The 20,182-nt window shown below is 51.2% G+C and carries 24 protein-coding genes, 1 other RNA gene and 2 pseudogenes; 21 read left to right on the plus strand and 6 right to left on the minus strand.

The features are described from left to right. Window positions 1-981, minus strand: coding sequence for a transglycosylase SLT domain-containing protein (locus tag CXB77_RS09220; protein WP_242445593.1), 981 nt, complete (start codon window positions 979-981; stop codon window positions 1-3). A 322-nt stretch (window positions 982-1,303) separates the two neighbouring features. On the opposite strand from CXB77_RS09220, the gene CXB77_RS09225 reads away from it, so the two are divergent. The 15 genes and pseudogenes from CXB77_RS09225 to ffs all read left to right on the plus strand — a co-directional run bounded on the left by CXB77_RS09225 (window position 1,304) and on the right by ffs (window position 7,947). Continuing rightward, a complete protein-coding gene (locus tag CXB77_RS09225) occupies window positions 1,304-1,918 on the plus strand; it encodes an IS607 family transposase (protein WP_105073655.1) in 615 nt (204 codons plus the stop codon). Continuing rightward, window positions 1,899-2,948 carry an RNA-guided endonuclease InsQ/TnpB family protein gene (locus CXB77_RS09230; RefSeq protein WP_197711031.1) on the plus strand — a complete coding sequence of 350 codons (1,050 nt, stop codon included), beginning with the start codon at window positions 1,899-1,901 and terminating at the stop codon, window positions 2,946-2,948. The genes CXB77_RS09225 and CXB77_RS09230 overlap by 20 nt, the downstream gene beginning before the upstream one ends. A 15-nt stretch (window positions 2,949-2,963) precedes the next feature. Next, on the plus strand, window positions 2,964-3,728 hold the full coding sequence (locus CXB77_RS09235; protein WP_105073656.1) for a class I SAM-dependent methyltransferase: 765 nt from the start codon (window positions 2,964-2,966) through the stop codon (window positions 3,726-3,728). Further along, window positions 3,721-4,143 (plus strand): annotated as a pseudogene (gene rnhA / locus CXB77_RS19225) (ribonuclease HI); the annotation flags it as partial. The gene CXB77_RS09235 and the pseudogene rnhA, both read left to right, overlap by 8 nt. 24 nt (window positions 4,144-4,167) lie before the next feature. Then, window positions 4,168-4,820, plus strand: a pseudogene (gene dnaQ, locus CXB77_RS09245) (DNA polymerase III subunit epsilon). A 90-nt stretch (window positions 4,821-4,910) separates the two neighbouring features. Further along, window positions 4,911-5,456, plus strand: a complete 546-nt coding sequence (locus CXB77_RS21720) for a hypothetical protein (protein WP_242445594.1) — start codon at window positions 4,911-4,913, stop codon at window positions 5,454-5,456. Then, on the plus strand, window positions 5,429-5,809 hold the full coding sequence (locus CXB77_RS21725; protein ID WP_242445595.1) for a hypothetical protein: 381 nt from the start codon (window positions 5,429-5,431) through the stop codon (window positions 5,807-5,809). Before CXB77_RS21720 ends, CXB77_RS21725 begins: the two co-directional genes overlap by 28 nt. After that, complete coding sequence (locus tag CXB77_RS21730; protein WP_242445596.1) at window positions 5,703-6,089, plus strand: histidine kinase dimerization/phospho-acceptor domain-containing protein; 387 nt, start codon at window positions 5,703-5,705, stop codon at window positions 6,087-6,089. Before CXB77_RS21725 ends, CXB77_RS21730 begins: the two co-directional genes overlap by 107 nt. Next, window positions 6,086-6,505: a sensor histidine kinase gene (locus CXB77_RS21735; protein ID WP_242445597.1), complete on the plus strand. Its 420-nt coding sequence runs from the start codon at window positions 6,086-6,088 to the stop codon at window positions 6,503-6,505. The genes CXB77_RS21730 and CXB77_RS21735 overlap by 4 nt, the downstream gene beginning before the upstream one ends. Continuing rightward, window positions 6,502-6,672 (plus strand): response regulator, encoded by a 171-nt coding sequence (locus tag CXB77_RS19710; RefSeq protein ID WP_172452611.1) that lies wholly within the window; start codon window positions 6,502-6,504, stop codon window positions 6,670-6,672. The genes CXB77_RS21735 and CXB77_RS19710 overlap by 4 nt, the downstream gene beginning before the upstream one ends. After that, on the plus strand, window positions 6,609-6,884 hold the full coding sequence (locus CXB77_RS19715) for a response regulator (protein ID WP_172452612.1): 276 nt from the start codon (window positions 6,609-6,611) through the stop codon (window positions 6,882-6,884). Before CXB77_RS19710 ends, CXB77_RS19715 begins: the two co-directional genes overlap by 64 nt. Next, window positions 6,871-7,485: a sigma-54 factor interaction domain-containing protein gene (locus CXB77_RS09255; RefSeq protein ID WP_277949385.1), complete on the plus strand. Its 615-nt coding sequence runs from the start codon at window positions 6,871-6,873 to the stop codon at window positions 7,483-7,485. Before CXB77_RS19715 ends, CXB77_RS09255 begins: the two co-directional genes overlap by 14 nt. Continuing rightward, the gene (locus CXB77_RS23075) at window positions 7,421-7,693 is read left to right on the plus strand and encodes a hypothetical protein (RefSeq protein ID WP_277949386.1); all 273 of its coding nucleotides are present in this window, start codon (window positions 7,421-7,423) and stop codon (window positions 7,691-7,693) included. Before CXB77_RS09255 ends, CXB77_RS23075 begins: the two co-directional genes overlap by 65 nt. Beyond that, window positions 7,666-7,818, plus strand: a complete 153-nt coding sequence (locus tag CXB77_RS21740) for a helix-turn-helix domain-containing protein (RefSeq protein WP_242445660.1) — start codon at window positions 7,666-7,668, stop codon at window positions 7,816-7,818. The genes CXB77_RS23075 and CXB77_RS21740 overlap by 28 nt, the downstream gene beginning before the upstream one ends. A gap of 33 nt (window positions 7,819-7,851) precedes the next feature. Then, window positions 7,852-7,947: signal recognition particle sRNA small type (ffs, locus tag CXB77_RS09260), an RNA gene on the plus strand. 76 nt (window positions 7,948-8,023) lie between these two features. Here the strand turns inward: ffs and CXB77_RS09265 are convergent. Next, window positions 8,024-8,452 (minus strand): hypothetical protein, encoded by a 429-nt coding sequence (locus CXB77_RS09265; RefSeq protein WP_105073659.1) that lies wholly within the window; start codon window positions 8,450-8,452, stop codon window positions 8,024-8,026. A gap of 207 nt (window positions 8,453-8,659) precedes the next feature. Between CXB77_RS09265 and CXB77_RS09270 the strand changes: the two genes are divergently transcribed. The 4 genes from CXB77_RS09270 to CXB77_RS09285 all read left to right on the plus strand — a co-directional run bounded on the left by CXB77_RS09270 (window position 8,660) and on the right by CXB77_RS09285 (window position 15,409). Continuing rightward, the gene (locus tag CXB77_RS09270) at window positions 8,660-11,020 is read left to right on the plus strand and encodes a hypothetical protein (RefSeq protein WP_242445598.1); all 2,361 of its coding nucleotides are present in this window, start codon (window positions 8,660-8,662) and stop codon (window positions 11,018-11,020) included. A 37-nt stretch (window positions 11,021-11,057) separates the two neighbouring features. Beyond that, the gene (locus CXB77_RS09275; protein ID WP_105074015.1) at window positions 11,058-12,320 is read left to right on the plus strand and encodes an HD-GYP domain-containing protein; all 1,263 of its coding nucleotides are present in this window, start codon (window positions 11,058-11,060) and stop codon (window positions 12,318-12,320) included. Beyond that, window positions 12,317-14,776, plus strand: a complete 2,460-nt coding sequence (locus tag CXB77_RS09280) for a sensor domain-containing protein (protein WP_105073661.1) — start codon at window positions 12,317-12,319, stop codon at window positions 14,774-14,776. Before CXB77_RS09275 ends, CXB77_RS09280 begins: the two co-directional genes overlap by 4 nt. A 120-nt stretch (window positions 14,777-14,896) precedes the next feature. After that, complete coding sequence (locus CXB77_RS09285) at window positions 14,897-15,409, plus strand: retropepsin-like aspartic protease family protein (RefSeq protein WP_105074016.1); 513 nt, start codon at window positions 14,897-14,899, stop codon at window positions 15,407-15,409. On the opposite strand, the gene CXB77_RS09290 is transcribed toward CXB77_RS09285, so the two are convergent. Next, window positions 15,396-16,703, minus strand: coding sequence for a DUF3422 family protein (locus CXB77_RS09290; RefSeq protein WP_105073662.1), 1,308 nt, complete (start codon window positions 16,701-16,703; stop codon window positions 15,396-15,398). The two genes, CXB77_RS09285 and CXB77_RS09290, sit on opposite strands and share 14 nt — an antisense overlap. Before the next feature lie 180 nt (window positions 16,704-16,883). Continuing rightward, on the minus strand, window positions 16,884-17,438 hold the full coding sequence (locus CXB77_RS09295) for a glutathione peroxidase (protein WP_105073663.1): 555 nt from the start codon (window positions 17,436-17,438) through the stop codon (window positions 16,884-16,886). 149 nt (window positions 17,439-17,587) lie between these two features. Here CXB77_RS09295 and CXB77_RS09300 point away from each other — a divergent pair, with 149 nt between their 5' ends. Together CXB77_RS09300 and CXB77_RS09305 are read left to right on the plus strand one after the other, a co-directional pair. After that, window positions 17,588-18,331 (plus strand): ferredoxin--NADP reductase, encoded by a 744-nt coding sequence (locus CXB77_RS09300; RefSeq protein ID WP_105073664.1) that lies wholly within the window; start codon window positions 17,588-17,590, stop codon window positions 18,329-18,331. After that, window positions 18,328-19,221: a phosphoribosylaminoimidazolesuccinocarboxamide synthase gene (locus CXB77_RS09305; RefSeq protein ID WP_105073665.1), complete on the plus strand. Its 894-nt coding sequence runs from the start codon at window positions 18,328-18,330 to the stop codon at window positions 19,219-19,221. The genes CXB77_RS09300 and CXB77_RS09305 overlap by 4 nt, the downstream gene beginning before the upstream one ends. Before the next feature lie 115 nt (window positions 19,222-19,336). Here CXB77_RS09305 and CXB77_RS09310 read toward each other — a convergent pair whose 3' ends face one another. Continuing rightward, complete coding sequence (locus CXB77_RS09310; RefSeq protein WP_105073666.1) at window positions 19,337-19,588, minus strand: YfhL family 4Fe-4S dicluster ferredoxin; 252 nt, start codon at window positions 19,586-19,588, stop codon at window positions 19,337-19,339. A 49-nt stretch (window positions 19,589-19,637) separates the two neighbouring features. After that, window positions 19,638-20,114 carry a pantetheine-phosphate adenylyltransferase gene (gene coaD / locus CXB77_RS09315; protein WP_105073667.1) on the minus strand — a complete coding sequence of 159 codons (477 nt, stop codon included), beginning with the start codon at window positions 20,112-20,114 and terminating at the stop codon, window positions 19,638-19,640. Window positions 20,115-20,182: the final 68 nt, after the last annotated feature.

Consider the following 20,182-nt stretch of genomic DNA (forward strand, 5'->3'; position numbering starts at 1 on the left):
TCAGCCGTTGGTGCGAGAATCGGTAAGTGACATCACCCGTACCTGTTTCGCAACGCTGGCGCTGAGTTTTGCGCCAGTACCGGCAGGCACTTTCAACTGATTGATGTCTTTATTGCCGAACCAGCTAGATTTAATTTCAGGATTCAGGCGCTGAATCTCCGCAAAATCCACGCCGCTGGAAGTGGCAACCCGCACCAGATTCATCGGCTCGCGTGACACCAGCATTTCTGCACGCGGACGATCAGCAATTGCGGGCAGCGTCAAACCGTATTGACGCGCATCGGTGACTAAACGGGCAGTGGCGAGAATTTGCGGCACATATTGTCGGGTTTCTTGCGGCAGATCGAGCGACCAAAAATCGGTGGCTTTTCCTGCACGGCGATTGGCTTCGATCGCAGCATCCACGCGCCCAGGGCCGCAGTTATACGCCGCCATCGCCAGTTCCCAATTGCCATCAAAACGTCGATTTAATTGCGCGAGATAATCCAACGCAGCACGCGTGGAGGCGACGACATCGCGGCGCTCATCGGTATCATGGTCAAGTCGCAACCCCATTTCACGGGCGGTGTAAGGCATAAACTGCCACATGCCGCCAGCCGCTTTGGGTGAAGTCGCCGCTGGGTTATAACGGCTTTCGACGTGTGGCAGCAGCGCCAGCTCCATCGGAAACCCGCGCCGTTCGATTTCATTCACGATGGTTGAGAGATAAGGCGTTGCTTTACCAGACATCTTTTCTAAATAGCGCGGATCACGGCGAAACTGGTTCAGCATGGAGTCGATGCGCGTGTCTGCGTGTAGATCAAGACGCATTCCCGAACGTACTCGATTCCACAAATCAGCGCCGTTCCCAGCGGACACTTCGGTACGAACGACGCGGCGAGTATTAATCGTGTTGCCAGCAATATCGCGGGCGGGTCTGACAAAGCCATATTCACGCGCAGAAACCGCACCAGAATAGGTTTGAAATGTCTGTGGAGACATTCGGCTGACTGGCGCAGCCGGTTAACAGCGGTAATGCAAGGATACCCAGCGCGTAGGCGCTGCGCCCAAAAACGTCGCATCAAGCATGAAAACCCATCTGCTTTTCACTAACTATTTGATTAAATGACATATTATTTTTGCACCACGCATCATACGCAAAGGGCTGGATAATTCCAGACACCGCCACCTGCTGCGACCCGCTAATTTCACGACAACGCTGGGGATCGTGAGTACCATGAATGCTTGATTAAAGGGGTATGATGGCTAGTGCATAGTAAATAAAAAGTTTACAAATACTAACAATTGTTGATAATTGTATTCCATGAAATATGAATCTAGCAGAAAAGCAGCGTTAATACTGGGAGTGCATCCAAACACGCTTAGGAGAATGGCGAATGATGGAGAGATTGAAACCATCAGAATATCAGGACAACGAAAATACAACGTTGAATCCTATTTGGGCGCAATTGAGTCTGCTGTCATCTGTTACTGTCGTGTGTCCAGCTATAAACAAAAAGATGACCTTGACCGCCAAGTTCAATTCATGCGCAATCAATATCCACACGCAGAAATAATTAAGGACATTGGTAGTGGACTCAATTTCAAAAGAAAAGGACTTAACACCATTTTGGAACGCGCAATGCGCGGAACTCACATCACGCTTGTGGTTGCCCACCGAGACCGACTTGCGCGATTTGGACATGAACTCATTCGCTTTGTTATCGAGTCAAATGGTGGAAAACTCGTGGTTTTATCAGAAGACTCACTCAGCCCCGCAGTCGAACTTAATCAAGACTTGCTCAATATCCTACACGTCTTCAGTTGTAGAATGCCTGGACTTAGAAATTACAAAAAGCAAGTTGCTCAAGCTATATCCAACCGCGCAGAACAGAGCGCAATTCAAGCACTGGATGACAGTGAGCCGCTACGTTTATAACGCCACGATTGCCTTGTTACGCGATTATGAGGGAGCAAAGCCATCATGGATGGACATTAAAAAGATGTTCACCCGTTTATTGCCTGCATGGACAAAAGATACGCCTTTTCAAATTAAAGGCACTGCCATTAAAGATGCACACAACGCTTTTTGGAAAACGTGCAAAGCCAATAAAGGCAGTGGCAAGCCTGCGACCTTTCGCTTTCGTAGCCGCAAAGACCCGATACAATCCTGCTTTATTCCCAAAACTGCTATTAGCAATAAAGGTATTTACCCACAAGTCTCTGGCAAAGGTTTGGGTTATGCCGAATCTTTGCCAGAGTCTTTTCGTGACTCCCGGCTGGTATGGAAAGCTGGCAAATTTTACTTAGCCGTCCCCACAAAACACCTTGTACCTTATGGCGAGAACCAAGCCCTTGGTGTGGTAGCGATTGACCCCGGCGTAAGAACGTTTGCGACTTTCTATTCAACTGATTCATGTGGCTTGATTGGCAGTGGCGATTTTTCACGCATTCAACGCATGGCGCATTACCTTGATGATTTGCTTTCCCGTGCATCGAAAGCAGGGAAACAAAAAAAGAAAAGAATGTTGTTAGCGGGTTTACGAATGCGTCAAAAGGTGCAGAATCTCATTGATGAACTGCACCACAAAGCCGCGTTGTTTTTTGTAAAAAACTTTGATTGTATTCTGCTGCCCACTTTTGAAACTTCGCAAATGGTCGGTAGAGCAGGTAGAAAAATCAGAAGTAAAACCGTCCGCAATCTGTTGACCTTTGCCCATTATCGCTTTAAGCAGTTCTTGAAAAATAAAGCATTTGAGTATGGAAAAACAGTGTTAGATGTGTGTGAAGCGTATACCAGTAAGACTCACCCCAAAACGGGTGAAATAAAACAAATTGGTGGCGCAAAAAGAATACGATTACTCTCTGGAGATTGGGTTAATAGAGATGTTGTCGGAGCGCGTAATATCCTGTTACGCGCCTTGGTAGATATACCCCACGTTTTTAACGTGGCAGTTAACGAAAGTTAAGAAAAATGTATCGGTATGACGGTTTCTAACGACCACAAATCTCCATTCGCAGGTCTACAACACTGGTATCGCTCACCACTCGGGCGTCGAGTAGCGCAGCTTGAAGGTCTATGTGTGCGCCGCTTACTCAGCACCAGCTTTGGTTATTACTTGTTGCAAATCGGCTTAACGGAATTGTGGTGGGAAGCACTGGCAACCTGTCGGATTCGGCATCAGGTGTTACTGACTTCAGCGCCAGCAAATAGAAGTGCTGGGTTGACGATTGCGGGCGCGGAAACAGATTTACCGCTTGCTGCCGATAGCATCGACGCAGTGTTATTACCACACACGCTTGATTTCACGACTGATCCTCGGCGAGTGCTGTGCGAAGTCGAACGGGTGTTAATTCCAGAAGGACGCGTGATTGTGGTGGGTTTTAATGCGGTGAGCTTTTGGGGCTTGTGGCATTTGGCGCTGGGGTCTCAGCAGCAAATGCCTTGGTGCGGACGCTTTAGAACTGCCGCGCAGATTGAAAGCTGGCTTGAAAGCGCCGGATTTGTGGTTGAGGTTTGCGAACATCTGTTGTTTTGTCCACCGCTGCGTCAGGTTTACGGCGCTGGCTGTTCGCCATTGGAAGCACTAGGACAACGCTTGTGGCCATTCTTTGGCGGAGTGTATGTGATTCGCGCTGTCAAACGAGTCGCCACGCTCACGCCACTCAAACCAGCGTGGTCACGGCGTTGTCCAGTATTACCGGGCACTGCCGTGCGCCCCACCACTCGCGGTAACGATCATGGCTGATTGTGTTCAGGTATTCACCGACGGCGCCTGCAAAGGCAATCCCGGACCGGGCGGCTGGGGCGTGTTATGGCGTCGTGGCGCAGTGGAACAGGAACTTTATGGCGGCGAGCGGGACACGACGAATAACCGCATGGAGTTAATGGCGGTGATCGTGGCACTGGAAACGCTCGATCGCACTGCGCCGCTGGAAATCACCACCGATTCGCAATACGTCGCTCGCGGCGTGAATGAATGGATGCGGAAATGGAAACGCAATGGCTGGCGCACTGCGAATCGTGAGCCAGTGAAAAACCGCGATCTGTGGGAGCGTTTAGACGTTGCGCTCAAGGGTCATCAGGTGCGCTGGTGCTGGGTCAAAAGTCATGCCGGTCACGCCGATAACGAACGCGCTGATCGGTTAGCCAATCAAGGTGTTATTGGTCATCGCAAGGTCTCAAACATGCGTCAAATTGCCCTCGATACAGAAACGACTGGACTTTCTTTTGCTGCTGGTGATCGCGTGATTGAAATCGGTTGTGTGGAACTTATTGATCGCCAACTTACCGGCAACGAGTTTCACTGCTATTTGCAACCAGATCGCGCAGTTAATCCGAGGCGCTCAAAGTTCACGGTATCACCGACGCTTTTCTGGTGGGAAAACCGCGCTTTGCGGATATCGCCGAGGAGTTTTTGAATTACATCGGCGATGCCGAGTTAATTATTCACAACGCGCCATTTGATAGCGGTTTTCTTAATCACGAATTGCGTAAATGGCGAGCACAGACGCCGCTGCTACACGAGCGCGGCAGTGTGATTGACACGCTGGACATGGCAAGAAAGCGTCATCCCGGACAGCGCAATAATCTGGATGCGCTGTGCAAACGTTATGACGTGAACAACAGTCGGCGCGATGTGCATGGAGCGCTACTTGACGCAGGAATTCTCGCGGCGCTTTATCTCGCCATGACTGGCGGACAGGTGACGCTGCATCTCGGCAGTCAATCCTTAACGCCCAACGCTTCCAACGCGCTAGCCGCAGCGCGTCATCTCCTCAACAGATCGACCTCCGCTGCCGGTGATTCACGCCGATGCAGCCAGTTGCGCCGCACATGACGCCCGTCTCGCTGCCATTGCCGCCGTGAGCGGTGATAACTGTCTGTGGTTAAAAAATAATTCATAACCCGCAGTCGTATTGGTGACGCAGTGGACGCTGAAAGTGATGGTTTCACCGAGGTTCCATTGCGGCATTTACCGTCGCCGTGGCTCGGTCATCTGCTGGTGTTCGGATTGCTGTTTGCACTGGTTTTCGGCTGGTTTTTCGTGCAAACCCGCCAAGCGCAGCAGGTATTTTTGGAAGATGCCAGCGCCCGCGCCCGCCTGTTAACCGATGCAGTGATGCTGCACACCCGTGGAGCATTGCTGGCGGAGCGCGTCACCGCCGATATTTTGACCCGCTTTCTCGGCAATTCAGCGCGGTTTGTCGCCTATCTCGACGGCGTTGCGCCTTTCCGTGCTGATGAACTGAGCGCCTTTGCGGATGAAGCTGGACTGTCAGTGATTCGACTGATTCGCGCCGAAGGCATCGTGCAAGGCCCGCAGAATGGCAACCCGAGATTCCGCCGGATTGCGCCCAACTCGATCAACTCATTCGCCTGCCTGCCGTACACACTATTCTGTTTGGCGTTGCTGTTTCAGAATCAAGCGGTTGTGTGTTGGTCGGTTTGGATAGTCGCCACACTGAAGCGTTAGAAGCAGCGATTGGTTTGCCGAACGCGCTGGCAGCAGTTGCCAAATTACCGGGCGTGGTTGCAGTGCAACTGGACGGCGCGTTGCAACTGGAATCTGCCGCGCCAGCCGCGACCGCACTCCCGCAGATCGCCATGCGCAAACTGCCGGATGGACGCACCGTTGCCGCGCCAGCGCACCAATGGCGGGAGCGCAATTGCTGCTGGATTTGGATGCAGGGCCGTTGTTGTCGATGCGCGAACGGCTGTGGTGGCAATTTCTCGGTTTTATGCTGGCGCTGGGCAGCGCCGCCGCGATGGGCGGTTGGATTCTGTATCGTCACCAACGCGCTCACGAGCGCCAGCGATTGCGTATGAACGGCGGTTATCGCGCCAGCGCGAAGAAGCCGGTTTAGGACGCGCCGCCGCCGCCATCGCGCACGAAATCCGCAATCCACTCAATGCGATGGCGATGGGATTGCAGCGGCTGCAACTCGAAGCGGATGAATTACTGCCGGCGCATCGTCGCCTGCTGGACATCGTGTTTGCCGCCGTGGGGCGCACCAACAGCACCGTGACGGGTTTATTGGATTACGCCCGCCCGCTGCATCCTCGGCGCGAGCGGCTGGCACTGGATGCGTTGGTCAGTGAGCAATGAGTTTGTATCAACGGCAATTCGAGGCGAGCGGGCGGCAGTTGGTGCTGGCGCTGCAACCGCAGACGTGGATCAGCGGCGATCCCGATCTGTTGCGGCAAGTGCTGGATAATCTGTTGCGGAATGCGCTGGAGGCCAACGCGCCAGCGGGCTTGATTGACATTCGCGTGGAGCGCAGCGGTCAATTCGCGCAACTGCGGATTGCCAATGACGGGTTGGAGCTGGCAGCAGCGGACGTGATGCAGATTGTGGAGCCGTGGTTTACCACCAAAACGACGGGCACGGGCTTGGGTTTGGCGATTTCGCAGCGGATTATCACTGCGCACGCTGGGCAGTTGACGCTGCAGTGCCGCAGCCGGGGCGGTTACAAATCTGCGTTCAATTGCCAGTGCGTTTCACGGAGTGACGGAAACGAATGAAAATTTTGATTGCCGACGATGACGCGATGCAGCGCGAACTGCTGGCGGGATTTCTCGAAAAACAGGGTTATGCCGTGTGCACTGCCGCTGATGGATTGAGGCGATGGCAGTGTTTCGTCAAGAACCCATCGCGCTGGCGCTGCTCGATCATCGAATGCCGGGCTTGACTGGCGATCAAGTGCTGGCGCAGATGAAAGCCGAAAATCCGCTGCTGCGAGCGATGATGATGACGGCTTACGGCGCGGTGGACATGGCGGTCAAGGTGATGAAATTGGGCGCGGATGATTTCATCGAAAAGCCGATTAACTTGACGCAACTGCTGGAAAAAATTGAACAAATCGCCCAAACGCGAGCAGTCGCCGAGGATGTCGCAGAGTGACGGCAGCGGTCGAAACGGCGCGTTGCCGCTGGCGATCATCGGCGACAGTCCGGCGATGCGTGACACCTTGTCGCTGGTGCGGCGCGTTGCTGATAGTCCGTGGAATGTGCTGATTCAGGGCGAAACCGGCACGGGTAAAGAGTTGATTGCACGGCTGATTCATCTGCTCAGTCCGGCAGCCGAGGCGCCGTTTATCGAGGTGAACTGCGCGGCGATTCCCGAAAATCTGTTTGAAAGCGCGTTGTTTGGTCACGAAAAAGGCGCGTTTACCGGCGCGGAGCGTCAGCATCGCGGCTGCTTCGAGCGGGCGAGCGGCGGCACGTTATTTCTCGACGAAGTGGGCGAATTGCCGCTGGCGCTGCAAGCCAAATTGCTGCGGGCGTTGCAGGAAAAACGCATCCATCGCGTCGGCGGCGAGCGCGAGATTGTCGTCAACGTGCGCGTGGTGGCTGCAACCAATCGGGATTTGCGGGCGCTGGCGGAAGCCGGCAGTTTCCGCGAGATTTATTCTTTCGACTCAATGTGTTGGATATTGCGTGCCGCCGCTGCGTCGTCGCCGCGAGGACATTCCGGCGTTAATCGCGCATTTCATCGCTCGTGATGCGCGGCGTCCGCTTCAGCTCGCGCCGGACGCGCTGGATGCGCTGATTCGTTACGATTATCCGGGCAATGTGCGCGAGTTGGAACATCATTCAGCGCAGTTTGACGCTCACGCGGGGCAATCGGTGCAACCGAGCGATTTGCCTGCCGAAGTACGCCGTTCACCAGCGCCGAGCAAGGTTTGCTGCAAGAGCGTTTGGACACGTTAGAACGCGATTTACTGCGGGTGGCGTTGGAAAATGCGGAATGGATTCAAACTCGTGCTGCCGATCAACTCGGCATCAGCGAGCGGGTGCTGCGGTACAAAATGGGCAAATACGGATTGCGGCGTTAAACATTGGTCGTTATAGTCGCCCACGGTGATCGTCGTCGGTCCCCTCGCAACGCGAAACCGTGACCCGGTCAGGCCCGGAAGGGAGCAGCCGCAGCAGTTGAAGCGTGTGCCGGGGTGTGGCTGGCGACGATTACCATTTTTTTATCTGCAAGTGTTTCATTTTCTGCACGTTTTATCGCCATTCCACCACCCATTTCAACACCGCTCAGGGCTGCGCCAACTGCAAACCATGCCGGTGATACCAAGCACGATCCAGCGACCATTCCACTGATTTCACATCTGGCTCGGCCAGCATCAACGCAATCACATGACGTTCCTGTTGCTCGAAACGCGCACGAGCGGCTTCGACTGCTGGGTCTTGCGCTGTTTTCTCTTTTAAGCTGGGATCAAGCGTTTGCAAAAATGGCTCAAGCGGCATTTCTGAGGCATGAGGACTCGTCAGCGTCACAATCCCGTTAACAAACAACACTGCCTTAAACTGATAGGGATAATTGATCAGCACCGGGTCTTGCTCCAGCAGCGTATTGAGCTGCCAAATGCGCGGAGCCAAATCACGATTCCAGGCTAATGAAACAATTAACAGCACTAACAGCACCGTTGAAATGAGCATCGCGTTACGGGTTAAACGATCCATAGTGTTAACAACACCTGTGTTGTTGTGAGTTAGAAATGATGCCAGTCCGATATTTGTGACGTGCATCACCATCTGGAACGACTGACCACGCAGTGGTTCGTCAGTCTCTTATCGAAAGCATACAATTTCTACTTTATTCGCTGTCTGCTTTATTCCAGACCGCTCACAAGAATGAGAAGTATTTTGCGCAAAGACCTGTGGTTGAAAATGCCGCGACTCGACTTTTTACGTTTACGTCCTTACGGAGCGTCACTCGCAACTCCGGCTGTTCGCGTGTGGCTCGGCTTTGCCTGGGTCATCATCCTTTTGATGGCCAGCATCGAAGGCATCGTGTGGGGACTGGTAAGCGCATCCATCGTGCCCGACGCGATCAGGTGGCTACAACCCATTGCTGGGTTGTTCATGTTTGCATTGATGTTTTCGGTGATTTGGATCGTCGATGCGTCATTGATTATGTCCGAACGCCCAACGTTACGTTCTCGCCGCTGGAATCCGTTTATTAACCAAGGCTTTGGCGCAGTATTTCGCTGGTTTTTTGGATTACTGCTGCGGGTTGCGATCGTCGCCGTATCGCTCTATGTCACTGCGCCGTTTCTCGGCAAATTGATTCGCGCTGACGACATCAGCAGTTATCACCAGCGCCAAGTAGAACAGTATTACGCCCAGCGCGATGCCATGTTGCAGACGCATGTCCGCGAACGCGCCGCGCAAATTGAGGCGTTGTATCGGGAACGCACCCAGCCGCTGGAAGCGGAAATTGGGCGCATCAATCAGGCGCTGGCGCTGGAACGTGATCGTCGTCTGCAAATGGAAACTGAATACGCGCCGGAGCTGGCAATCCTGCGGCAGGATTTGGTCGCAGTGCGGGAACGGCTCGGCAATGAAGTGATGGGGCGCAAGGGTCGCCCGGAAGGTCGCGGTCCCGAAGCGCGTAAATGGGAAATCAACGCCCAACAGATTGCGAGTGTGCTGACGGCGAAACAAGCTGAAGTAGATAACCGTTTAAGCGCCGTGATCGCGCAAATCAAAGCGTTGGAAGATTCGTTGGCGACTACTTCTGAACGTCTCAATCAACTTCGGCAGGAACAACAAACGCGGCTTGATCAGGCAACAGCAGAATTGAGGGCGCAGCAAGTAGAAGCCTTGCCGCCGCGTCTTACCTTCGCTGCTCGCTCCAAAATCCTCCACGCGCTGCGCCAAAGTCCAGATGAAAATGGCGTTCCGCATTTTGAAACCGTTGAAGGTTTTTCGCAGGCAGCACTCGGTGTGCTGTTTTTCGCGTTGATTGCGCTCAAACTGTTTGAACCAGCGGCAGTGAGCGCGTATTTCAGCGAAACGATGCAGTTGCAATATCGCAAATATCTGGTTGGCGGTTTGGCGGACATTCCCGGATTTGAGACGTGGCAAGATGCAGATCAACAGCTTAATCCGTTGGAATTTGTGCGTTTGTGGCAACTTTATGAAAAAGACCCTGCGGCGTTTTATGCGGCGCGACAAGCCTTTTTAGAAGTGCGCGAACCGTTATTAAAATATCAAGCTGGTCAATCATTTGAGCAAGAATTACTCCAGTTGCGGCAGGAGAATTTGCAGCAAGAACATGAGTTTGTGAGTCGTCGCCGTGATCTGGAACTCGCTGCCTATGATCAGGAATTGAGTCTGCGCACAGCGCAGTTAAAGGCGCAGTTGGATGAGCAAACGCGGGCGCAATTGGATCAGCGGCGCGTGGAGCTGGCCAGTGAATTGCACAAAGCGCGAGCAGATTGGGCGCGGCAGCGGGCGATTGAAGAAGAAACTCTGCTCCAGCAACGTGAAGCCTTTGAACAGGCGCAGGAAGTTGCTCGCAATGAATTGCGTGCACGTCTGCATGATATTGAACGGCTGCGCGAGCAAACTTTGACCGATGTGCAGCAAACTGAAGCAGAACGGCGGCAGACGCATTTGCAGCAGTTGAGCGAACAAGCGGCCAATCGTCGCCGCGAGGCTTTTCAAATTCGTTTGACCGGCATCCGTTTTGAGCTCAACCGCCTGCGCGGATTGGATGCGAAACAGAGCGCCGATTTGCGCAATTTGCGGCAATCTGGGCGCAAACTGGAAGAAGAAATGGCTACCGTGAGCCAGCATCTGGAAACCGCCGAAGCTGCACAAACCACGCGCAATGTTGAAATTGAGCTGCTGAACCGTCGCCTCGCCGCTGCGAGTAAGGCAACAGCGAACACGCCAACGCGCATGAGTTTTTGGTTTGGACGCCGCGCCACCGATACGCAGTCAGTCAACGAATTGAAACGGGAGCTGAAAGCATTGCAAAAGCTCGCGCAGACTGAGGGCGAACGATTGGTGCGCTGGCGCGATGAATCCCGACGCCTTGAAGTGCGCAAACTCGCGCATGACAGCAGCGTTGCTGAAATCGCAGCACGTCTGGATGCCACGCAAGACCGCATTTTGTTTTATGAAGAAAGTCTTGGTCGCCTATTGTGTGCTCAGGCAGAAACGGATTTTGAGACCGAATTGCGCGACATTATGGCAACGCCAGATGCCGATCAAAACGCCAATCCCGTTGAAACAACATGATTTTCCACCGCTGTTGACTCGCTAATGGTTGCAAATGATGAGCGACTCCCAAGCGCAATTTATTGAAGTCGATGCCCTGCGTGTTGGCATGTATATCTATCTTGATTTGGGTTGGATTGGCCATCCTTTTGCGCTTAACAACTTCAAAATTATCTCTGCCAGTCAAATCGAAACTATTCGTGGCTTGGGGGTGCAGCGCCTGCGCTGGTCGCCGGAACGCAGCGATTTAGAACTCCCGACACCGTCGCCGCCGTCCGCTGCTGAGATCGAAGCAGAAGCTAAAAGCGCCGCACTGGCAGATCACCGTCAACGTTTGCTGGATCAACGGGCAACGTTGCAGCATTGCGAACGCGAGTTTTCCAACGCCACCCAAACTTTTCGCCATCTGCTCAAACAGGTGCAGCATCAGCCCACTGTCGCCGGTGAGCTGGCGGAAGAAATGGTCAGCGGTTTGGTCGGCAATCTGTTTGAGCAAAGCGAATCGTTCATCCGTTTGCTGTCTGAAAAAGCTGGCGAACATGCTTCATTGCATACCATCAATGTCACGGTGATTGCGTTATTGCTGGGCAAACGGCTGGGTTTGGATGCCACAGCACTCAAACCGCTGGGTTTGGGCGCTCTGCTGCACGACATTGGCAAAATAGCGTTGCCGGAGCGGTTGCGCTGGCGCGACAAAGGTTTGACTACTGCCGAACATCGCTTATTTCAGCAACATGCACTTTATGGGGCGGAAATGGCAACGCGCATGGGTTTAGATGACGCAGTGTGCGCAATCATTGCCCAGCATCACGAATACATGGATGGCAGTGGTTTTCCTGAGCAATTAGCCGGTGATGCGCTTTCACCAGCATCGCGGATTCTCAGTTTAGTGAATCATTACGATAATCTGTGTAATCCAACGAATCCGGTTACTGCGATGACACCGCATAAAGTGCTGGCGCTCATGTTTGCACACAATCAACACAAATTTGATAGCAATTATCTTGGTGTATTTATTCGCATGATGGGAGTTTATCCACCCGGCTCACTGGTGTTATTAACTGATAATCGCTACGCGCTAGTCGTCTCAGTTAATTCAGCGCGTCCATTAAAACCTCGCGTGTTAATTTATGATCCGCAATTGCCCAGTGAAGATGCACTAATCGTTGATTTGGAAATGGAATCTACATTAGGAATTCGTTTAAGTCTCAAACCGCTGCAATTACCACGAGCAGTATTTGATTATCTTTCACCTGGTCAACGTCTCTGCTATTTTTTTGAACGCGCCCGCAATTTAGTTGATACGCAGGAGGTGCGATGAATCAGCCACATCATTCTGCAGTGCACAGCGAAACCCCAGACACAACTAACTGCATCGCATTGTGGCAAGGGTTGATTGAAAGCATGATTGAAGCAGTCTGGATTGTGGAGCCATTGGAATTGCGCGTGGTTGCAGCAAATCAGGTTGCCGAAGAATTGTTAGGCATTTCACGCACAGCATTAATTGGTTGTCCGGTCATTGATTTTGCGTTTACGCCAGAGGACGTATTTTTTTGGGAGGATGTCGCCGCCGGTCGCGCTGATCATTTGTTATCAGAAACATTGTTATGCCGCGCTGATCACTCTTTAGTTACGGTGTTGCGGCGTGTCAGTCGGGCGCAGTGCGCTGATGGCGTGATGTTTTATGTCGTGACAGTAACCAACCAAAGCGAGCGCCGCGCAGTTGAAAATGAATTGGAAAAACTGGTTGCCGAGCTGCGGGCAACGTTGGAATCCACTGCGGATGGGATTCTTGTTACCGATTTGGATGGTGCAATTCGCGGTTTTAATCAAGGCTTTGCGGAGATGTGGAACCTCCCCAATAACCTGCTGACCGAACGCGATGATGTTGGCGTGTACGGGTGGATGGCGCGGTCAGTGATTGACGCGAGCGCCTACGCTGGGCGCATGACCGCAATTAGCTGCGATCCCCTGCTGGAAGCCTCTGATGTCTTGATGTTGCGCTGTGGGCAAGTGCTGGAGCGCGTGACCTTGCCGCAATATGCGCGAGGCAGTCCAATTGGGCGGGTGTACTCATTTCGGAATATCACGCGGCGGCTCGCGGATGAAAAACGGCTGATGCTGGCAGCGCGGGTCTTTGAAGCCAGTTTGGATGCAATTGTGGTCACTGATCCCAGTTTTCGCATCGTCGCAGTTAATCCAGCCGGTGAACGAATGACCGGAACTACGGCGGCTGAACTCGCCGATCAACATTTATCCCAATCGCTGCCATTGTGGGTTGGTAATCGTCCGCATCACGCGATTGAAGACGCACTGCATCGCCATGGCTTTTGGCAAGGCGAAATTGTCCAACATAAAAAAAACGGCGCAGCATTTCCGTGTTTAGTTGCATTGGTGCGCGTACTAGATTCCAACGGCGCTCCTTTTCATTACGTTGCTTTTATTAAAGACTTATCAGAAGCAGTCGCCGCTCGGCAGCGTATTGAACAACTTGCTTATACCGACGCGCTGACCGGTTTACCAAATCGTGTGCGTTTAACCGAACGCTTGGAATTTGCAATTAACCTCGCTCGCCGTGATCGCACCAATTTTGCCGTGTTATTTGTCGATCTCGACCGCTTCAAACAAATTAACGATTCGCTGGGACATGTATTCGGCGACCGCGTATTGATCGAAGTAGCACAACGGCTGGTCGATTGTTTGCGCCAAGTAGATACGATTGCGCGACTTGGCGGTGATGAATTTGTATTGCTATTGCATGAGATTGACGCGCTGGGCGCAGAGCAAACTGCCCGTCGTCTGCTGGCAAGTATGACCACACCATTTATTATTGATGAAATGAAGTTTTCATTAACCTTTAGCATTGGTATTGCGCTCTATCCTGAAGATGGTGAAACGCTGGATGATTTAATTAAAAATGCCGACAGCGCGATGTATCACGTTAAAGAGCGTGGACGCGGTGATTTTCGTTTTTATCAGCGCCAGATGAATGTTGATTTATTAACCCGCATGAAAATTGATCACGCGATGCGTGAGGCGCTGGTACAGCAGCATTTTCGCCTTGCCTATCAACCGCAGGTGGATTTACGCAGCGGCACGTTAATTGGCAGCGAGGCACTCATTCGCTGGAAAGATCAAGAGCTTGGGGAATTATCGCCCGGTCAATTTATTCCCATCGCTGAAGAAACTGGCTTTATTGTTGCGCTGGGCGATTGGGTATTGCGCGAAGCAATTCGTCAAGCCGAAAGCTGGCAGGCCTTGGGAATTGATTTAACGATGTCAGTCAATGTCTCAGCAGTGCAATTTCAGCAAAGCAATTTTGTAGAATCAGTGGCGCAATTATTAGCTGAAAGCAGTTTAGCGCCGGGGCGTTTAGAATTGGAATTAACCGAATCTATTCTCGTGCAAAATGTCGATGAAGCATTGATTCGTCTTGATGCGCTGGTTAATCTTGGAGTGCAATTGGCCATTGATGATTTTGGCACGGGTTATTCAAGTTTGGCCTACCTCAAACGTTTTCCAATTCACCGCTTGAAAATTGATCAATCCTTTGTACGTGATATTCCTGATGATGACAGCGATACGGCAATTGCTACAGCGGTGATTAATTTGGCGCATTCTCTGCGTTTGCGTGTCATCGCTGAAGGAGTGGAAAACGATGTGCAACGACAATTTCTTCTTGAAGCAGGTTGTGATGAATTTCAGGGTTATTTATGCGCTCCAGCACTTACCCCTGCTGATTTTATCGCATTATTTCAACGAATCAATCTGGCTTAAAAGCAGGGATTTTTAAACCGTTTTCAGCGTTGTATTTTCACAGCAGCATTATCTTTTTATTCAGTAAAGGTGACGACATTGAACACTTCAAAGCGCAAACAAATAGAACGGATCACGCAAATGTTTTGGCTCAAACAAGCCAGCGGTGGTGTGGTTTTTGCAGTGATGACGCTGCTGTCTATTCTGTTAGCGCATTGGCTACATCAAGAAACCAATGACAATCCTAATCCCAATCCAGTGGCGTATTTAGGCGCATCTGGAGTGATGCAGGTGGTATTGCGTCCGAATGATGTTAATCAATACGTCACTGGCGGGCGAATTAATGGCGAACCCGTGGAGTTTTTAGTTGATACCGGTTCAGTCGATGTGGCGTTGCCGTATGCGCTGGCGCAGCGATTAAAACTGCAATTGACGCCGGGCGGAATGAGTATGACCGGCAATGGCGATGTCCCGACGTGGTCAGCATGGCTTGATCAAGTCGAAGTTGGTGGATTGGTCGCCTCGCAAATTAAGGCGACGATATTGCCGAACATGCAGAGCGAACGGGTGTTACTCGGCATGTCTTATCTCAAATACATGGAATTGTTATTAGCCAATGGTCAATTGACATTGCGCCCGGCTAATTTTCAGTAGCGTCTTCATTTTCTAATAGCCGTTCTTTCATGCGCCGAATGCCCAGCCATGCCACAAGGACAATGAGCGGCGCAGCAAGCCCAGTCACGTAAGTGGCATGAATGAGCCAGCCGTGCGCTTCTAATCCTTTGAGTAAATAACCGACTAAACCCACGCCGTAATAACCAATGGCAATCACCGATAATCCTTCGACAGTTTCCTGTAACCGCAATTGCAATTGTGCTCGCCGATCCATTGATTCTAATAGACTGCGGTTTTGTTCTTGTAATCGCACTTCTACTCGCGCTCGCAGCAGACTCGTTAATCGCGCAGCGCGTTCGGCTAAATCCTGTTGACGTTTAGAAGTTGAATTGCAAGTGGCAATTGCTGGCGCAAGTCGTGCATCCAGAAATTCAGTGAACGTTTGCAAACCTTCAATTCGACGTTGACGCAATTGATCGAGACGTTGCACGACCACGCCATAATAAGCGCGAGACGCTTCAAAACGAGAACTGGTGCGTGCTGCAACTGCTTCAATTTCCGCCGCCAGTGCAGTTAATTCCGCCAGCAATTCAGCATCGGGAACGCCGCGCCCCAATTCAGCATCAGTCATTCGCGCTGCAACGTTTACTAAACGCCGATCTGCATTGCTCAGACACAGATTTACTTCTCGCGCTTCTGGTAAACCGAGAATTGCCATTGCGCGATACGCATTAATTTCTAAAAAACGTTTTACTAATCGTCCGGCTTGATTGGAAGATAAACCCTGATCGCGCAATAAAATACGGGACACTCCATCGACATCAATACGCAAATCCGACCACGCTCGCGCTATTCCGCCAACGACTTCCGAGCCAATTAGTGCATTGCCTGCGAATAAAGTGCTCAATTCTTCAGTACTGCGTTCGGGCATCGTGGGCGCATCCAATGCTAGCGCGACGACCGTGACCACCTCGCCGGGCAATTCGCGCAGCCAGTCTTCGGGCAATTCAGAAAGCACTGTTGAATCAAACGGATGATCATATTCGCCCTGCTTGCTAAAGGTATAGGTAACGAATTCAGTATGGCGTTCCCAGCGCATTTGAATGTCGCCAAGCATGGCAAAATAATGTTGCTCCACCATTTCCGGTTGCGGCACACCGTAATGTTCCAGCAATTTGAATAGGTGTTTGAGATTGCGTCCGCTACCTTTTTCACCGCAAATCGTCGCAATATGTGACACTCGCGCTGGCGCTTGCAATGGTTCATAAGTGCGTGCATGTAATTCTGCAACACCTTGATAACGTAAAGGATGTTCTTTAAAAGGCAGTGCCATATATTGATTCCTAAAGCTGAGTTGAAATGATAATTACTTGATACAGTTAAACACAGTGATTTGAACGTTGCGTGACGCTATTTGAATTCACATCGAATAGATTCGTGTGCCCAAACATCACAGATTAAAAGAAAAAAGATGGGTATGGTTAAACGCCCATCTTTTTACGCATTGATTGCATTAGGGCGCAGTTAATAATTCCTCAATTTTTTTCATTATCTTCGCACTGTCTGGTGCTGTTGTGCTGATGTAATAATCAACAAAATTGCCATGACGATCAATCAGATATTTATAAAAGTTCCATTTCGGATAGGGTGCGCCAGCCGCAGCAAGACGTTCAAAAATTGGCGCAGCAGTACCATTTTTGACGCTTACTTTTTCAAACATCGGAAATTCAACTGAATAGGTCAAACGACAAAACTGTTGAATCTCTGCCTCCGATCCAGGGTCTTGATTGGCAAAGTCATTTGATGGAAAACCCAGCACAACCAATCCGCGATCTTTGTATTTGTGATAAAGCGCCTCCAGCCCAGCATATTGCGGCGTAAATCCACATTTGCTGGCGGTATTGACAATCAAAAGCACTTTTCCTGCATAGGCTTGGCAGAGATTAACGGCCTCGTCACTCGCAAGATGCCGCACCTCAAGATCAAGCAGCGATGAACAAGGTTTAGAATCAGCAGCCAATGCTGGCGTGATTGCCGTTAAACTCAATGCTAACAGGGTGTTTTTCATGGCGTATCGTTTCCAATATGATGATGGCTGTTAAGTTGAGTAACCGCAGCGAGATTGCAATAGCGGACAGCGCACCGATTTTAGGTAATCACCATGCACCGCTGCGTAATTGTGGCAATACATAATAACGAACCATTTAGGAATTAATAATGAGCGATTGGGTAAAAGGGCAAGTGGTCGGTAAACAGCAATGGGCAGAAGGTTTGTATAGTTTACAATTCGATGCGCCTATTCACGCTTTTAAAGCCGGTCAATATATTAAAGTTGCGCTTGATATTGCTGGTGAACGCATTGGACGACCTTATTCATTAGTGAATGCGCCGCAGGAGCGTCCGCTAGAAATCTTTTTTAATGAAGTGAATGGCGGATCGCTCACTGCGCCGCTATCAGCATTAAATATCGGCGATCCCGTGTGGTTAACCGCCGCTGCGGGCGGTATTTTTACACTAGAAACAGTCGCGCCAGCCGAAACATTGTGGCTGCTGGCAACCGGCACTGGGCTGGGTGTTTATCTGTCGATTCTGCGCAGCGCCGAGCCGTGGGAGCGGTTTCAGCGGGTGATTCTCGTTCACGGTGTACGCCAAGTTGCTGATTTAGCTTATCAAGACCTGTTGGCGGAAATCAGTGAACGTCACGGCGAACGGTTCCGCATGATTGCCGCAGTCAGTCGAGAAACGGGCGCTCATCTGCTAAACGGTCGCATTACCGATTTGTTGACCAATGGCGAATTGGAAACGATTGCTGGCGCGACCATCGACCCGGCAACCAGTCACGTCATGCTGTGCGGCAATTCAGCGATGATTAAAGATGCCAAAATCATTCTTGAAGCGCGGGGGCTGGTGCGTCATCGCCGCCAAGCGCCCGGCCATTACACTACGGAGCAATACCATTGAAATCAGCTACTTCGGCGCTTTACGAATCCACGTTATCCAGTCTGCCGCTGCTCGGACGTGGCAAGGTGCGTGATCTTTATCAGGTTGGCGTCGATCATTTGCTGGTGGTCGCCAGCGACCGACTGTCGGCATTCGATGTCGTGTTACCGCAACCGATTCCCAGCAAAGGCGAAGTGCTCACCCGTGTAGCCAATTTTTGGTTCGCTCGCACTGCGCATTTGGTACCGAATCATCTGGCACAAATTCCCGTGACTGCCGTGATTACCGATGTGAGCGAATTGGCGCAATTGGGTGATCGTGCGGTCGTGGTGCGCCGTCTCCAGCCACTGCCGATTGAAGCGATTGTGCGCGGCTATCTCATTGGTTCTGGATGGAAAGATTATCAGCGCCGCGGCGCAGTGTGCGGAATTGCGCTGCCTTCGGGATTGCAGCAAGCGCAGCAATTACCGGAACCGATTTACACGCCGTCAACCAAAGCTGAACTCGGCAGCCATGATGAAAATGTTGATTTTGCACAAACGGTTAAGCTGCTTGGCGCTGAATTAGCGGAACAGGTGCGGGCGCTGAGTGTGGCGATTTATACCGATTGCGCTGCCTACGCTGCCGAGCGCGGCATTATTATTGCGGATACCAAATTTGAATTCGGTCTTGATGATCACGGCAAGCTGCATTTAATTGATGAAGTTTTAACACCAGATTCATCGCGGTTTTGGCCAGCCGATCAATATCAATTGGGCAGCAGTCCACCAAGTTTTGATAAGCAATTTGTGCGCGATTATTTGGAAACTCTGAATTGGGATAAGACACCGCCCGGTCCGCAATTGCCGCAAGAAATCATTGACCGCACGGCAGAGAAATATCGTGAAGCAGAACGACGGTTAACGGCTTAACTGATCCGCGTATCGCACGGCGTAAAAACGGCATTTTTTTGTTCTTGAATGCCAGAAAATAAGAAGCCCCAATAACGGGGCTTCTTGTTGTCAAATCATTCGAAATGGAAATGATTTAACCTGCGTTAGAAATGCGCTCGTATTTGGCGCGTAATTCTTCCTCAGTCTCGTTGTGCTTAGGGTCTTTAATAATGCAATCAACTGGGCAAACCTCAACGCATTGCGAGGTTTCATAATGACCAACGCACTCGGTGCACAGATCAGGGTTAATAACGTAGGTGGAGTCACCTTGTGAAATTGCACCATTCGGGCACTCTGGTTCGCACACGTCACAGTTAATACATTCATCAGTCATCATTAAGGCCATTGGAAAACTCCTAACGTTCGGTTGTGGGTGAAATTAAGACCGGCGGATATTATCGAAACTGCCTGTTTAATGCAGCTTGAACTGCCGGGGTGACGAAGGTCGAAACATCTCCGCCGAGACGGGCAATTTCCCGCACCAGCGATGATGAAATATAGGCATATTGTTCGGCTGGCGTTAAAAATACCGTTTCAATTTCAGGAGCCATGCGCCGATTCATCCCAGCCAATTGAAATTCATATTCAAAATCTGACACTGCTCGCAGTCCGCGCATGATCACCGTCAGGTCAAGCTCACGAACAAACCGTACCAGCAAACCTTGAAAGGACACCACTTCGACATTGGCATGACCGTTAATACTCGCTTGTACCAACGCCATGCGCTCCTCGGTGGAAAATAGCGGTGTTTTACCGGTGTCGGCAGCCACTGCGACCACCACGCGATCAAATAATTGGGCGGCACGATGAATCAAATCCACATGACCGTTGGTGATGGGATCGAAAGTTCCGGGATAGACCACGCTGCGCAATCGTTACATCCTGTTGTTGGCGCTGGTGCGCATTTCGCACAAGTTTGACAGCTCATTTGCAGCATGAA

It is taken from the genome of Chromatium okenii (assembly GCF_002958735.1).
GTDB classification, from domain to species: domain Bacteria; phylum Pseudomonadota; class Gammaproteobacteria; order Chromatiales; family Chromatiaceae; genus Chromatium; species Chromatium okenii_A.